We start from the raw sequence: 14,474 nt of genomic DNA on the forward strand, positions 1-14,474 counted from the left end.
TAGATACATTTGATGAAAAGCAAAATAAGGAGGCGAATTAATGGTTCATTTTCTGAAAGTCCCTTTGATATCCTGTGTTGTCATTGCGATTTTTCTGGTTTCGTCTTTTTTGGCCCCATTTGCCGGCACAGCTCATGGGGCGGAGGCACCGATATCGGTTGAAGATGCCATCAAACATAATGAAGGGCATGCACGTGTTGAAGGCTATGTCGTCGGCCACACGGTCTCTAAAGGAAAATACAATTTCACAGGGAATTTTGCGAATGATTACAATTTGGCGATCGCCGACCGAAAAGAAGAAACATCGCCGGCCAATATACTCCCCGTGCAAATTCCCGCATCTTTCAGAAACCAATTCGGGCTGAAAACCAATCCAAATCTCCTTGGAAAAAAACTAACGATAGAAGGTGAACTTTCTTCATACTTTAACTCCCCGGGTTTAAAGTCCGTTCAATCCATTCAGCTTGCAGATGTTGACCAGCCTCCAACCCAGCCCGTTGTAAAAACGATAGCGGACGCCCGCAAGCGAATGAATGAAACCGTTACAATCAGCGGGGTCGTCACCGCTGATCAGGCTGCGATCGGCGGCGGAAAGCTGTCAACCTTCATCCAGGATGAAACAGCTGGAATCAATATTTTTTCCGCATCACAAAGCGATTTTCCCGAACTGAAAGAAGGGATGATCGTCTCGGTTACGGGGAAAATCACAGCCTATCGAGGCTTGACGGAGATCATTCCCGAACCGTCAGGCCTCGTGGTAACAGGTGAAGGAGCGGCGCTTCCCGAGCCTATTCAGCTGACGATTGAAGAATTGCAGAATGATGCAAAAGCAGATGAAAACGAAGGGCGCCTCGTCAAACTGAAAGGATATATAGAGTCAAAACCTGAAACGCCTGCCGGCGGCGGCTACAACATGACGATGATTGATGAACACTATCATCCGCTCACACTGCGGGTGATGGAAGAAACAAATGCGGTCAAACAACTCGAACAAGGGCAATGGTATGACATAATCGGCATTTTAAGCCGTTATGATACGCTGCAGCTCTTGCCGAGAAAACCGGAAGACATCAAAAGGCTTGACGATGCCGGCCATCCTCCTCCCGTCTCTGAAGGGGAATATGAAAGCGTTGTGGACCGCGTGATCGACGGTGATACCATCCATTTAAAAGAGCCGGTATTGGGGTCGACAAAGGTCCGCTATGTCAATATAGACACCCCTGAAACATATCATACGCCGAAAAACGACTTGGATGAAAATCAGCTGAGACACGGAACCGTGGCAAAAGAATATTTGAAGTCGCTTTTGTCACCGGGTGACAAAGTGACGATTAAAGTAGGCAAAGAAGCGAAAGACGACTACGGTCGGCTGCTTGCCCAAGTCATCACAGCCGACGGATTAAACACGAATTTAGAAATGGTCAAAAAAGGGCTGGCTTCGACCTATTTTATTTGGCCAATCGGCAATGAAAAAGATTACGAATTGTTTCAAAGCGCTGTCAAGCAGGCAAAAGCGGAGCACCTCGGCATATGGAACCTTGATGATCCCCTTTTAGAATTACCGTTTGAATTCCGTGCAAGAGAGCAGGGAAAAGGGCTGACGAGGTATGTCGGAGACTCCGCAGAGAAAACATTCGTCACACCTGACAAATGGCGCGACGTTCCTGTGGAGAGACGAATTTTCTTTGCTTCTTCAGAGGAAGCTGAAGCGGCCGGCTATCGGACAAAAGAGCAAAGCGGAAACCTTTCCCTGCGCCTGTTAAGCATGAATGATCTACACGGCAAAATCGACCAGCAGTATCAGCTCGATATCAATGGCGACGGCCTCCTTGACGGAACCTTTGGGCGAATGGATTATACGGCTGCTCTTCTTAAACAAAAAAAAGCGGAAAAGAAAAACACGCTGCTCGTTCATGCGGGAGATATGATCGGCGGAAGCTCTCCGGTGTCTTCCCTGCTTCAGGATGAGCCGACCGTTGAGATCATGGAGGAAATCGGCTTTGATATAGGGACTGTCGGAAATCATGAATTTGATGAAGGGACGAATGAGCTTTTGCGGATGTTAAACGGCGGTGAACATCCTGAGGGCAAAGGGACGAAAGGCTATGACGGCCAGGATTTTCCGCTTGTCTGTGCCAACTGTAAAATGAAAGGCAGCGGAGAGAATTTTTTGCCCCCGTATGAGATTGCTGAAGTGGAAGGGATTCCGGTCGCTTTTATCGGAGTTGTGACCAGATCTGCCGCCGATATGGTCATGCCGGATGGCATTAAGACGATTGAATTCACCGATGAGGTAAAGGCGGTCAATCAAACCGCTGCAGAACTGAAAGCGAAAGGTATCCGCTCAATCGCTGTGCTCGCCCATATGACAGCTGCCCAGAGCGGTACAACCATCACAGGAGAATCAGCGCAACTGGCCAAACAGGCAGATCCTGAGGTGGATATCATTTTCGCCGGTCACAACCATGAAGTCGTCAACGGCGAAGTCAATGATATTTTAATTGTGCAAGCATATGAATACGGAAAAGCGATCGGTGTCATCGATCTTGAAATCGATCGGAAGACAAAAGATATTGTCAAAAAGAAGGCCGATATCGAATATGTCAGCCAGGAAAGCTTGAGCCCCGATCCCGCCGTGGGTCAGATTTTAGAAAAATACGAACGAATGGTTGAGCCGATCATCAGTGAAAAAGTCGGTGTAGCGGCGCATGATATGGCCGGCGGATACTCGAATGACGGCGACACACCGCTCGGGAACTTAATCGCCGACGGGATGAGACGTGCGATGAACTCCGATTTCGCTTTGATGAATGGCGGCGGCATCCGCCAAGATTTAAAAAAAGGGCCGATTACATGGGGCGATTTATTCAATATCCAGCCGTTCGGAAATGTTCTCGTTCGGCTTGAAATCAAGGGCCGGGACTTGTATGACATCATCGATGCACAGATTTCACCGCAATTCGGTCCGGACTACAGCATCAGCGGTTTTACATATACATGGGATCCTGCAACGAACAAAGCGGTCGACATTTTTCTTGAGGATGGCTCGCCGATTGAAAAAGACCGGACTTATACAGTGACGGTCAACGATTTTATGGCCTCTGCTTCCGGAAGCAAATATCTGCCGATTTCCAAGCTGGGAAAAAATCCGGTGACAGGGCCGGAAGATATCGAAGCCACCGTTGCATTTGTCAAAAGCTTTAAGGAGCCGATCGCCTATGAAGAAGAAGGGCGGATCAAAATGGTCGAAGACGCCTCACATCCCGGAGAAACGCCTGGAAATGGAGCGGACCCTGATAACGGAGAAACGCCGGGAAGCGGTGAGGATTCGGCCGGCGGCGGACAGCCCGCGGTTCCGGGGGATGGGGGAAGCGCTCGCGATCATGCTGATAAGACGGATCGTGACGGATCAAAAACAGGCGGGCCGTTTCGACCAGCGCTTGAAAAAACGGGAGAGGAACATTTACTGCCGCAAACGGCAACAAGCCTTTACAACACATTGCTGTACGGTTTCCTGCTCATTTTGATTGGCATGATTCTTTATGGATGGAAAAGGAGATTGGCAAAACGATGAAAATCAAGTTTTTTTCGCTCTTTCTGATCGCTGCCGGCCTGATGATTGTCGGCTATGGCGGATGGAAGATATTTGATATGAACAGACAGACAGGTATTTCTCTATCAGAAGCAAAAGAAGCGGTTGCAGCGGGAAAGCCAAGGGATTCCGATGCAAGCTCTTCAGCGGAGACGGGGCCGGATTCCTTGCAAACCGCAACGGGCGAGGCAGTGGGCATTTTAAATATTCCCCGGCTGAAAGCCGAGCTGCCGATTGTCGAAGGAACGAGCCCGGATGATTTGGAAAAAGGAGTCGGCCATTATAAGGACAGCTACTATCCGAAGCAAAACGGGCAAATTGTCCTTTCGGGACACAGGGATACGGTTTTTCGGCGAACAGGCGAGCTCGAAATAGGCGATAGACTGAATATTGAGCTTCCGTACGGCAGCTTTGATTACCGGATTACAAACATGAAAATCGTTGACAAAGAAGATACATCGATTATCACCCTGCAGCACGAAAAAGAAGAATTGCTGCTGACGACATGCTACCCGTTTTCTTACATCGGGGATGCGCCCAAGCGCTATATTATTTATGCGAAGCCGCTTCAATGATAAGCGCTATTTCTATATGATTCCAAACAATCGTTTTGCTTCTTGTTTTAAGTCGTCAGGCAGAGGTGCAGCAATGGTTAATCGTTCATTTGTGACCGGATGGGTCACCTTGATTTCCTTGGCGTGAAGCGCCTGTCTGCTGAAAAGAGCCGGCGAACCGCCGTATATCGTATCACCTGCCAAAGGATGGCCGAGGCTTGAAAGGTGGACGCGGATTTGATGGGTTCTGCCCGTTTCAAGTTGGAGCTCGCACAATGTAAGATTGGCTGCATTGTGATATCCTTTGACGGTATAATGAGTGACCGCCGCCTGTCCGGTCGGGGAGACTCTTCTTCTGACCGGATGGTACCTGTCTCTGCCGATCGGGCTTGAAATGGTCCCTTGCCTCTTTTTAATCCTTCCCTCGGCAATGGCGAGATATGTTCTTACCAATTCTTTTCTTTGCAGCTGTTCGTCTAAACGGGCGTGGGCGAGGCGGTGTTTTGCAAAAACGACAGCACCGCTTGTATCCTTGTCCAGGCGGTGAACGTGCCGGATTTTTCGTTCGTCACCGCTTGCTTGAAAATAAAACGCGACAAGATTGCTGAGCGTGCCGGTCTGTCCCTCTTCGTTCGGATGGGTTGCGATTCCGGGAGGCTTATTGACGATGAGCATGTGGTCATCCTCGAACAAAACGGAAAGCTCGCCGTATTCGGGGATGATGCCGCTTTCTTCCTGTTCATGAAGATCGATCATAATTCTGTCGCCGGTTTTCAGCCGGATGTTTTGAGACGTATCTTTCTGATTGACCTTTATTTTTTGCTGTGCGGCCCAATATTGCAAGACGGGCTTAGAAGCTTTTGTTTCCCGTTTTAAAAATGTAAATAAATGTTCATTGTCATCTTGCTTGGCGACGCGAAACGTCAAGCTGTTTTTTTGGTTCATTTTTACTGCTCCTTTCTATAAAAAGCGCTGAAGACATTAGGAAACACTTACCTTCACAGCCCCGTGTTTTTGTGTGCTATTCTGTTTGAAGAGACTTGAACAAGGGACTGATCAATGTGCGTATTGTAAAAGCTGCTACCGAAGAACAGGAAATCTTCATTGAGGAGCTTGCAAATGAGCTGTATCAAGTGTTTCCGATGTATTTCAGCGAACAAAAAATGAAAGACCTGAAAGAGCAGGGAACACTTGATTTTAAAGAATATGATTACAAAGGGACGCTGGATGATGCTTTTCAGATCATTACGAGCCTGCAGCTGATTCACACACTGCTCACGAAATCAAAAAGGCAATGGGTGCTCAAAGACCGTGATCTATTCGATAAAAACTGCAAAAAGCTGAATGACTGCGGTCTGTATTTTCCCCTCAGCTCATCCGACTTTAATATATTGAATACAGAAACTGACAAGCAGGGCATTCAAATCCTGATGTAAGAGCTCATCCTTTGGATAGCTCTTTTTTCATGAGATGACTATAAAGGAAAAAAGCGAAAAACACAATGTATGGTGTCAACTTCCTTTTTAGCATTTGGCTGATTGCACATACTATCTATCGAAAGGGGGCAAACTTTTGAGCACAATCAGCAATGCCATGTCAAGACAAGTAGCTACGATTTCATCCAATCAGTCGGTTCAGGAAGCAGCAGAGCTTATGAGCCGCCACAATGTTGGAGCGATCCCTGTCGTTGATCAAGGTGTATTAAAGGGAATGATCACAGACCGCGATATCACACTCAGAACGACGGCGGCAGGGCAAGATGGACAGACGCCGGTTTCAGCGGTCATGACATCAAACATTGTAACGGGAAATCCGAACATGAGCCTGCAGGAAGCGTCACAACTTATGGCTCAGAGCCAGATCCGCCGCCTGCCGGTTGTGGAAAACAATCATTTGGTCGGCATTGTCGCGCTTGGAGACCTGGCGGTAAACGAACTGTCAAACGAATCAGCCGGACAGGCGCTGACCAACATTTCCACTCCGACAAAAACACAATAATGATGGAAGAGCTTGCCTTATAGCAGCAGGCTCTTCTTCCTTTATACATACTAAAGTGAAGGCTTCGGGCTTTTCAAGGGCGTGCAGGAAGGATACAATGAGTGTGCAAACAGTCAAAAGGAGTTGGGGTAAAGCACGATGATTAAAGCAGTGATCTTTGATTTTGACGGTCTGATTTTAGATACAGAAACACATGATTATGAAGTGCTGCAAGAAATCTTTCAGGAGCACGGCTCTGACCTGCCCATGTCGGTTTGGGGCAAGGTGATCGGTACGGCTGCCGGATTTAAGCCATTTCATTATTTAGAGGAGCAGATCCAGAAAAAGCTTGACCATGAAGAACTGACAAAGATGAGACAAGAACGCTTTGTCAAAAGAATGGAAAATGAAAAAGCGCGGCCAGGCGTCGAAGCTTATTTGTCAGCGGCCAAAGAGCTCGGCTTAAAAGTCGGCCTTGCCTCAAGCTCAGATTATAAATGGGTATCACAGCATTTAAAACAGCTCGGACTTTATGACGATTTCGAGTGCATCCGGACAGCCGATGATGTCGAGGAGGTCAAACCGAATCCGGAGCTTTATTTGCAGACTGCTGAATGTCTCGGCGTAAAGCCTGAAGAATGCATCGCTTTTGAAGATTCGGTCAATGGATCGACCGCGGCGAAACGAGCCGGAATGAAGTGTGTCATCGTTCCGAACCAAGTCACGAAAACCTTGTTGTTTGAACATTTCGACCATCGCCTTGAATCGATGGCGGAAATGGAGCTGGAACAGCTGATCGAGAAACTGTCTGAACAAGCATGAAGCAGTCAGAGGAGGAATTGAGGCGTGTCGGAAAAATTGGATCTTTCCCGTTTTGAAAAAAAGATTGTGATCCGAAATATTGAAGAAAAAGACATCGAGAGCATCATCGGACTTCAAGAGCTTTGTTTTCCGGGGATGATCCCATGGAAGCGCGAGCATTTGGAAAGCCATCTCGAGCATTTTCCCGAAGGGCAGTTTTGTGCGGAGCTTGAAGGTGAAGTCATCGGTTCCTGTTCCAGCCTTTTGGTCAATTTTGACGAATATGACGACAGACATACTTGGCAGGACATCACAGATGACGGCTATATCACCAATCACAACCCTGAAGGCTTGAACATGTACGGTATTGAAGTCATGGTTCATCCCGAATACAGAAGAATGAAAATCGGCCACCGCCTTTATGAAGCCCGGAAAGATTTGGCAAGGCGCCTGAATTTGAAAAGCATCATTATCGGCGGACGGATCCCGAATTATCATAAATATGCTGCGGAAATGACGCCGAGGGAATATGTCGAACAGGTCATCCACCATCAGATTTACGATCCGGTCCTTTCCTTTCAGCTCTTGAACGGATTTACGATGATGCGGATCAATCCAAACTATCTTCCGGATGACAAAGCATCGAGCAAATATGCGACATTGATGGAGTGGAACAATGTCGACTATCTCCCGCAAACAAAGCGCTATTACAAGTCGGCCTTTCCAGTTCGGATCTGTGTGATTCAATATGAAATGAAGCAGATTCATTCATTTGAAGAGTTTGCCAATCAAGTCGAGTACTATGCTGATGTCGCTTCAGACGCCGGAGCCGATTTTGCGGTCTATCCGGAAATCTTTACGACACAGCTGATGTCGTTTCTGGAAGAGCGTTCCCCGAGCCTTGCCGTGCAGCGGATTACCGAATATACGGAGGACTATATCAGCTTGTTCACAGATCTCGCCGTCAAATACAATGTGAACATTATCGGCGGTTCCCATTTTGTCGAAGAGGAAGGGAAAATCTACAATATCGCATATCTCTTCAGAAGAGACGGGACGATCGAAAAGCAGTATAAGCTCCATATCACACCGAATGAACGGAAATGGTGGGGGATCAGCAGGGGAGACGAAGTGCGCGTGTTTGACACGGACTGCGGAAAAATCGCGATTCAGATCTGCTATGATATTGAGTTCCCTGAGCTTGGCCGAATTGCGACGGAAAAAGGCGCCAAAATTATTTTTACGCCTTTCTGTACGGAAGACCGCCAAGGCTATTTGCGCGTCAGATACTGCGCTCAGGCGCGGGCGGTGGAAAACCAGGTATACACCGTTATTTCCGGAACGGTTGGAAACCTGCCGCAAACGGAGAACATGGATATTCAATATGCGCAATCGGCGATTTTCGCGCCTTCAGACTTTGAATTTGCAAGGGACGGAATCGTCGGAGAGTGCAACCCGAACATTGAAATGGTTGTCATCGGCGACGTCGATTTGGAGATTCTCAGAAGGCAGCGCCAGGACGGAACGGTCCGCCAGCTTAAAGACAGACGCCATGATATATACCGGATTCATTATAAAAAATAACAGCCGGCCGCTTTTGGCCGGTTTTTTTGGAGTTGACGAACTGGTTTATTTTTCATATATTGTAATTATCGAAAAGGAGGTGGGAAAGATGAATCAAACTGGCAAGCGCATGACGGACACACAACTTTATTTGTATATTTGTCGTGCGATTTTTTCCGAAGAATGCGGACTACGGGATCAGTCTGCCCTTTTTGACATTCAAATAGGAAAAAATGCCAGTGAGAGACATCTGCCCACAATCGGATTTTAAATCATTAGACTTGCGGCAGGGGAAGCTCTGCCGTCTTTTTTATGCTGCGGTGTCTCTTCACGGAATATGGAGGAAGAGATCAATGATCGTGTGCAGTATTCAGCATGTCACGCAAACCAGCGGAGGACATGCGATTTTCAATGGTATATCGTGCGAGATTAAACAAGGCGAACGGATCGGTCTGATCGGCCGAAACGGCTCAGGGAAAACAACTTTGTTAAAGCTTATGAGCGGCCGATTGCAGCCTGATGATGGCCTTGTGACCTGGAAAAAGGGAATAACGACAGGGCTGCTTGAGCAGCACCCTTCCATGGACGCCCATAAAACAGTGAGGGAGCTGCTTTATGCTGCGTTTGCTCCGTTATGGAAGATACAGCAGAAGCTTTCCCGGATGGAACGGGAGCTTGCGGATGAAAAAGATATGAAAAGACTTGAACGGCTTTTGGAGCGGTATGGAACATTGCAGGATGAATTTCAGCAAAAAGGCGGATATGAGATCAGCGCGCAAGTGGAACGCGTGGCGGCCGGTTTGAACATCAGCCGCCTTTATGAAACCGAATGGCGGAGCTTGAGCGGGGGCGAACGGACGAAGGTCGGCCTGGCCCGGCTTTTGCTGAGAGCGCCTGACTTGCTTTTACTGGATGAACCGACAAACCATTTGGATTTGACTGCGATCGAATGGCTCACCTCATTTTTAAAGCAGTACAAAGGAACGGCGGTCATCGTTTCCCATGACCGGTATGTTTTGGATGAGGCCGTTACATCGATTTTGGACATCGATGAAGGCGGGTTTCACGTATATCAAGGCGGCTACTCAAACTATGCGGTTGAACGGGAGGAGCGCCTCCTGAATGAATTCCGGCACTATCAGGATCAGCAGAAAAAAATCAAAAAAATGAAGGAAACGATTAAGCGGCTGAAAGACTGGGCAAATCGGTCCAATCCCCCAAACGATGGTCTCCATCGGCGCGCGAAAAGCATGGAAAAGGCCTTGGAACGGATCGAGGTAGTGAAAAAACCGGTGCTCGAGCGAAAAAAAATCGACCTGTCCTTCAATATGAATGACAGAAGCGGAAAAGACGTCGTCAAACTGGACGGTGTCAGCAAAAGATTCGGGGACCGGCTTCTTTTACGGGACGTGAACATGCACGTCCGCTTTCAGGATCGGGTCGCCATTGTCGGGGAGAACGGCAGCGGAAAAACGACGCTCTTGAAGCTGATCAGCGGAATGGCTGCCCCTGACAGCGGTGAAGTGCAGCTTGGAAGCCGGCTGTCGGCTGCACATCTGAGCCAGCATGTCGCTGAAATGAATGAAGAGCTGACGGTTTTGGACGAATTCAGGGAAAAAGTCAGGCTGGCAGAAGGCGAAGCCCGCATGATGCTCGCCAAGTTTTTATTCTATGGAAACGCCGTTTTTCAAAAAGTGAAAGAGTTAAGCGGGGGAGAGCGGATGAGGCTTCGCCTCGCACAGCTCGTTCACCAGCATCACAACGTCCTGATTCTCGATGAGCCGACAAATCATCTGGACATCGAGTCAAAGGAAGTGCTCGAAGAAGCGCTAAGCCAATTTCAGGGAACCATTATTGCTGTTTCCCATGACAGGTATTTTCTCGACCGGATTTTCAATGTGACGTATTGGCTGGAAGACGGGCGTTTGACTCGATATGAAGGACACTATACGTTTGCAAGAGAAAAGAAAAAGCGGCTGTACGGCGATTAAATAGAAAAAAAGACAGAGTCAGCCGGCTCTGTCTTTTTGATGCCCATTGAAAATAAACGGAATTTTCTATATGATTGAAATTAATGCTGAATCGGTTTATACATAAAAAGAAGGTGCATCATGGAGTTTTTGCTTGTTTTATTGCCTGTATTCGGAATTTTTGCGATCGGGTTTACCGGTCAGAAACTGCTTGATTTTGACATCCAAAACTTATCTAAAATGTCGCTTTATTTAATGTCTCCTTTTTTGGCGTTTGATACCTTTTATGAAAACAAATTGACAATGGATTACGTCTATATGTCTGTCTTTTGTCTCGGTCTTTGTATCATTTTGATTCTTTTTGTTTATGTCATTTCATATTTTCATAGGTATTCCAATCAAGAGCGGTGCGCGCTTGTGCTGTCGTCGGCGTTCATGAACAACGGAAACTACGGGACTCCGGTCGTATTGCTTGTTTATGGGGCGGCAGGGCTCGATATCGCAGTTGTGCTGATGGTCCTTCAGCAGCTCGTCATGAGCACGATCGGCGTCTATTACGCGGCGAAAGGAAGTCCTGAAGCGGGCGGATTTAAAACGGTCATGGCCAGAGTCACCCGGATGCCCGTCGCATACGGTGCTTTGCTTGGCATGTGTTTTCAGCTGACTCATATTTCGATTCCCGAACAGTTAATGACGGCAATTAAATTAGTAGGCGACGCTGCGATACCGACAATCATGATTATTCTAGGCATGCAGCTTGCCGTCATCTCCTTTAAACAAATCGAATATCGGAAGGTCTCTTACTCGCTCCTGCTGAAACTGTTCGTGTCTCCGCTGATTGCATGGGGGTTTACCATGATTCTGCCTGTCGATGACCTTGTCAAAAAAATCATGATCCTGGCCGCGGCTATGCCGACAGCGGCCAATACGACGTTGATGGCCGTACAGTTTCAAACAAAGCCGGAAATTGTCTCAAGCTCAACCTTCATCAGTACGATGCTCAGCATCGCCACCCTGCCGATCGTACTGTGGATGCTGTCTTTGTGGGGCTGACCTAAACTGACCTGGGCGGCCTTTTTGCGTGGTGAGAAGAAAAGAAGGAACGGCATCTCTTCCGGAGAAATAGTTTAAGAAATGATGGGGAAACTTCATCACCGGCAGCACACAGGCGGTCAAAAAAAGCGGCGGCAAGGAACCGCCGCAGGCGAGCCGTCTTAACCATCGATTGACAGAGCAATGTTTCCGAACTGTTCGCTGTCGGCGAGCCGCTTAAAGGCAGCAGCCCCTTCTGATAATGGGAAAACCTGATCGATGACCGGTTTCAGCAAATGGTGTTCCATAAAACTGAGCATTTCCTTGAATTCTTCAAGGCTGCCCATCGATGTTCCGATGATGCTGATCTGCGGAAAGAACAGCGAACGCAGGGGAATGGTGATGCTGTCTCCCGAACTGGCTCCAAAACTGACGATACGTCCATTCGGCTTGATCACATCAAAATAGTGATCAAATGTTGCCGGACCGATGCTGTCAAGTATGAGGTCAACAAGGCTTCCATTCAGGCTTTCTTTCCAATCACTGCGGCTGTCAAAGGCTTGGTCTGCTCCGTACTTGAGCGCTTCTTCCCTTTTTTCCCCGCTCCGGGAGGTCACGGTGACATGTGCTCCCGCAGCTTTTGCCATCAAGAGCGCATATGTTGCGACACCGCTTCCGATGCCGGGAATTAAAACGTGCTGGCCTTTTTTCAAGCCTCCTCTCGTAAACAGGGCTCTAGAGGCTGTCAGAGCGGCCAATGGCAAGACGCCTGCTTCCTCCCATGAAAGGTAAGCGGGCTTTTTCACAACGTGTTTGGCCGGAGCTATGACGTATTCCGCAAAGGTTCCGTCAGAAGGGCCCCCGAGAATGTCCGGCACATCTGGAACGGAATCCGTCGATTCCCAATCGATGCTCGGATTGATGATCACCTCTGTTCCGACGGAGAGATCGTGAACGCCCCCGCCGATTTCTTCTATCACACCCGCTCCGTCCGAACCCGGTATATACGGGGCATCGCTGATTGTTCTGGATTGAAACAGAAACAGATCCCGGCGGTTTAGCCCTGCCGCTTTCAGCTTGATTTTTACTTCACCGCTCCCCGGCGATTTTGCCGGTACGTCTTCGTATGTAAGACCTGCAAGTCCGGTCGTTCCGTCATGAATGATCGCTTTCATCAAGACTCCTCCTTTGATTATTTGAAACCAATTATATCTGTTTAGTCAGAAGGAATGTAAAAGATCTGTCTGGGAATGGTATACAGCCCGAAGAGGCCAAACTTTCTAAAGGGGATTGCAATGCGCAGGAAATTCCTTTAGTGTAAAACAGTAAAAAAGTGAAGGAGATGAAACATGAGTTTTCACGATCAGCAAATTTTACCGGCCATCCGGAACATGAAACAATTTGATACTTTTTTGGACAGTCCTTTTTCATACGGCGTCCTTCTTGATATTCATCTGGGACAGCTTGGCGGCGTCATTAGCGCGGCGAGGTCCCGCGGAAAAAAGATGCTTGTCCATGTCGACTTAATCCAGGGAATCAAGCATGATGAATACGGAGCTGAATTCATCTGCCAGGAAATGAAGCCGGCGGGCATTCTGTCCACCCGGTCAAGCGTTATCGCCAAGGCGAAGCAAAAGAAAGTATATGCGATCCAGCGCATGTTTTTAATCGATACAAGCGCCATGAGCAAAAGCATTGAGCTTGTCAAAAAACACAGGCCTGACTATATAGAAGTGCTTCCGGGAATCTCGCCGGCATTAATTAAAGAAGTAAAGGAAAAAACCGGAATTCCGATATTCGCAGGCGGATTCATCCGTTCCGAAAACGATGTCAGACAGGCATTGGCAGCCGGAGCCGCCGCTGTCACCACCTCTAATACGGAACTGTGGAAAAAATATTGGGGCTGAAAAAATGAAAGTGTGAAATTTTATTGACACCGCTTACAAAATACGATACGATCTTACTAAGTTAATACATTGTGACGGAGACGCGGAGACCACAGCAATTCTTTACTATCACTATGTAAAGAAAGTTTGCTGTGTTTTTTTATGGTCTTTTAGGCACAGTGGATAAGGTGGACGATAACGTTCATCTGGAATACACGGACTTATCAATAGATTGTTTAGGAGGGATCATCATGACAGCATTTTGGGGGGAAGTTGTAGGAACGATGCTGCTCATCGTGTTTGGAGCAGGAGTATGTGCAGGAGTGAATTTGAAGAAATCGCTTTCACATCAATCGGGATGGATTGTGATCACATTTGGCTGGGGGCTTGGCGTAGCCATGGCCGTGTATGCCGTCGGGAATATCAGCGGTGCGCATTTAAACCCCGCTGTAACATTGGGGTTGGCGTTTGTCGGTGATTTCCCTTGGGAACAGGTACCTTCCTATATTTTAGGCCAGATGATCGGCGCGTTTTTAGGAGCTGTCCTCATTTATCTTCATTATTTGCCGCATTGGAAAGAAACCGAAGATCAGGGAGCGAAGCTCGGGGTGTTTTCAACAGGTCCGGCCATTCCCAATACATTTGCCAATCTGTTCAGTGAAACACTCGGGACATTTATTCTCGTACTCGGTATTTTAGCAATTGGTGCAAATAAATTCACAGATGGTCTAAATCCGCTTGTCGTCGGATTTCTGATCGTGGCCATCGGTCTCTCGCTTGGCGGAACGACCGGATATGCGATCAACCCGGCCCGCGATTTAGGCCCGAGAATTGCCCACTTTGTTCTGCCGATTGCAGGAAAAGGCGGCTCCAATTGGGGATATGCCTGGATTCCAGTTCTCGGACCGGTTCTCGGCGGCTCTTTTGCAGGCGTATTTTACAATGCTGTTTTTAAAGGACATCTGACAAACACCTTTTGGATTGTAAGCGTTGTACTCGCTGTGATATTGTTAGGTTTCTATATTCATATGAAAAAACAGGCTGTCGATAAATCAGTCACATTTTAAGAAAGCATCTGCTTGAACAGACACAATAAGGG

13 protein-coding genes are annotated in these 14,474 nt (G+C 47.8%); 11 read left to right on the forward strand and 2 right to left on the reverse strand.

Going from position 1 to position 14,474, the window contains the following annotated elements; translation table 11 throughout:
* Positions 1–40: 40 nt before the first annotated feature.
* Together P3X63_RS05190 and P3X63_RS05195 are read left to right on the forward strand one after the other, a co-directional pair.
* On the forward strand, positions 41–3,574 hold the full coding sequence (locus P3X63_RS05190; protein WP_277692552.1) for a 5'-nucleotidase C-terminal domain-containing protein: 3,534 nt from the start codon (positions 41–43) through the stop codon (positions 3,572–3,574).
* On the forward strand, positions 3,571–4,167 hold the full coding sequence (locus tag P3X63_RS05195; RefSeq protein WP_077737142.1) for a class D sortase: 597 nt from the start codon (positions 3,571–3,573) through the stop codon (positions 4,165–4,167). The genes P3X63_RS05190 and P3X63_RS05195 overlap by 4 nt, the downstream gene beginning before the upstream one ends.
* A 12-nt stretch (positions 4,168–4,179) precedes the next feature.
* Here the strand turns inward: P3X63_RS05195 and P3X63_RS05200 are convergent, their stop codons facing one another.
* The gene (locus P3X63_RS05200) at positions 4,180–5,091 is read right to left on the reverse strand and encodes an RluA family pseudouridine synthase (RefSeq protein WP_077737141.1); all 912 of its coding nucleotides are present in this window, start codon (positions 5,089–5,091) and stop codon (positions 4,180–4,182) included.
* A gap of 107 nt (positions 5,092–5,198) precedes the next feature.
* On the opposite strand from P3X63_RS05200, the gene P3X63_RS05205 reads away from it, so the two are divergent.
* From P3X63_RS05205 to P3X63_RS05235, 7 genes are all read left to right on the forward strand, one after another.
* Positions 5,199–5,582: a DUF5365 family protein gene (locus P3X63_RS05205; protein WP_051290400.1), complete on the forward strand. Its 384-nt coding sequence runs from the start codon at positions 5,199–5,201 to the stop codon at positions 5,580–5,582.
* Between the two features lie 157 nt (positions 5,583–5,739).
* Entirely contained in the window at positions 5,740–6,144 is a 405-nt protein-coding gene (locus tag P3X63_RS05210) for a CBS domain-containing protein (protein WP_372709771.1), read from the forward strand.
* 138 nt (positions 6,145–6,282) lie between these two features.
* Complete coding sequence (locus P3X63_RS05215; protein WP_277692553.1) at positions 6,283–6,945, forward strand: HAD family hydrolase; 663 nt, start codon at positions 6,283–6,285, stop codon at positions 6,943–6,945.
* Between the two features lie 24 nt (positions 6,946–6,969).
* Positions 6,970–8,508: a bifunctional GNAT family N-acetyltransferase/carbon-nitrogen hydrolase family protein gene (locus P3X63_RS05220; RefSeq protein WP_026586181.1), complete on the forward strand. Its 1,539-nt coding sequence runs from the start codon at positions 6,970–6,972 to the stop codon at positions 8,506–8,508.
* Positions 8,509–8,596: 88 nt separating this feature from the next.
* Positions 8,597–8,758, forward strand: coding sequence for a hypothetical protein (locus tag P3X63_RS05225; RefSeq protein ID WP_179115750.1), 162 nt, complete (start codon positions 8,597–8,599; stop codon positions 8,756–8,758).
* An 82-nt stretch (positions 8,759–8,840) separates the two neighbouring features.
* The gene (gene abc-f / locus P3X63_RS05230) at positions 8,841–10,478 is read left to right on the forward strand and encodes a ribosomal protection-like ABC-F family protein (protein ID WP_077737139.1); all 1,638 of its coding nucleotides are present in this window, start codon (positions 8,841–8,843) and stop codon (positions 10,476–10,478) included.
* Positions 10,479–10,598: 120 nt separating this feature from the next.
* Positions 10,599–11,510: an AEC family transporter gene (locus tag P3X63_RS05235; protein WP_277692554.1), complete on the forward strand. Its 912-nt coding sequence runs from the start codon at positions 10,599–10,601 to the stop codon at positions 11,508–11,510.
* 161 nt (positions 11,511–11,671) lie between these two features.
* Here the strand turns inward: P3X63_RS05235 and P3X63_RS05240 are convergent, their stop codons facing one another.
* Entirely contained in the window at positions 11,672–12,664 is a 993-nt protein-coding gene (locus P3X63_RS05240; RefSeq protein ID WP_277692555.1) for a quinone oxidoreductase family protein, read from the reverse strand.
* 174 nt (positions 12,665–12,838) lie between these two features.
* Here P3X63_RS05240 and P3X63_RS05245 point away from each other — a divergent pair, with 174 nt between their 5' ends.
* Together P3X63_RS05245 and P3X63_RS05250 are read left to right on the forward strand one after the other, a co-directional pair.
* On the forward strand, positions 12,839–13,396 hold the full coding sequence (locus P3X63_RS05245; RefSeq protein WP_277692556.1) for a glycerol-3-phosphate responsive antiterminator: 558 nt from the start codon (positions 12,839–12,841) through the stop codon (positions 13,394–13,396).
* 230 nt (positions 13,397–13,626) lie between these two features.
* Entirely contained in the window at positions 13,627–14,442 is an 816-nt protein-coding gene (locus P3X63_RS05250) for an MIP/aquaporin family protein (RefSeq protein WP_026586185.1), read from the forward strand.
* Positions 14,443–14,474: the final 32 nt, after the last annotated feature.

The sequence above is a fragment of the Bacillus sp. HSf4 genome (genome assembly GCF_029537375.1).
Taxonomy (GTDB): domain Bacteria; phylum Bacillota; class Bacilli; order Bacillales; family Bacillaceae; genus Bacillus; species Bacillus sonorensis_A.

Coding starts and splice junctions, on each gene's coding strand:
- P3X63_RS05190 (WP_277692552.1), top strand. CDS start 41: ATGGTTCATTTTCTGAAAGTCCCTTTGATATCCTGTGTTGTCATTGCG.
- P3X63_RS05195 (WP_077737142.1), top strand. CDS start 3,571: ATGAAAATCAAGTTTTTTTCGCTCTTTCTGATCGCTGCCGGCCTGATG.
- P3X63_RS05200 (WP_077737141.1), bottom strand. CDS start 5,091: ATGAACCAAAAAAACAGCTTGACGTTTCGCGTCGCCAAGCAAGATGAC.
- P3X63_RS05210 (WP_372709771.1), top strand. CDS start 5,740: ATGTCAAGACAAGTAGCTACGATTTCATCCAATCAGTCGGTTCAGGAA.
- P3X63_RS05215 (WP_277692553.1), top strand. CDS start 6,283: ATGATTAAAGCAGTGATCTTTGATTTTGACGGTCTGATTTTAGATACA.
- P3X63_RS05225 (WP_179115750.1), top strand. CDS start 8,597: ATGAATCAAACTGGCAAGCGCATGACGGACACACAACTTTATTTGTAT.
- abc-f (WP_077737139.1), top strand. CDS start 8,841: ATGATCGTGTGCAGTATTCAGCATGTCACGCAAACCAGCGGAGGACAT.
- P3X63_RS05235 (WP_277692554.1), top strand. CDS start 10,599: ATGGAGTTTTTGCTTGTTTTATTGCCTGTATTCGGAATTTTTGCGATC.
- P3X63_RS05240 (WP_277692555.1), bottom strand. CDS start 12,664: ATGAAAGCGATCATTCATGACGGAACGACCGGACTTGCAGGTCTTACA.
- P3X63_RS05245 (WP_277692556.1), top strand. CDS start 12,839: ATGAGTTTTCACGATCAGCAAATTTTACCGGCCATCCGGAACATGAAA.
- P3X63_RS05250 (WP_026586185.1), top strand. CDS start 13,627: ATGACAGCATTTTGGGGGGAAGTTGTAGGAACGATGCTGCTCATCGTG.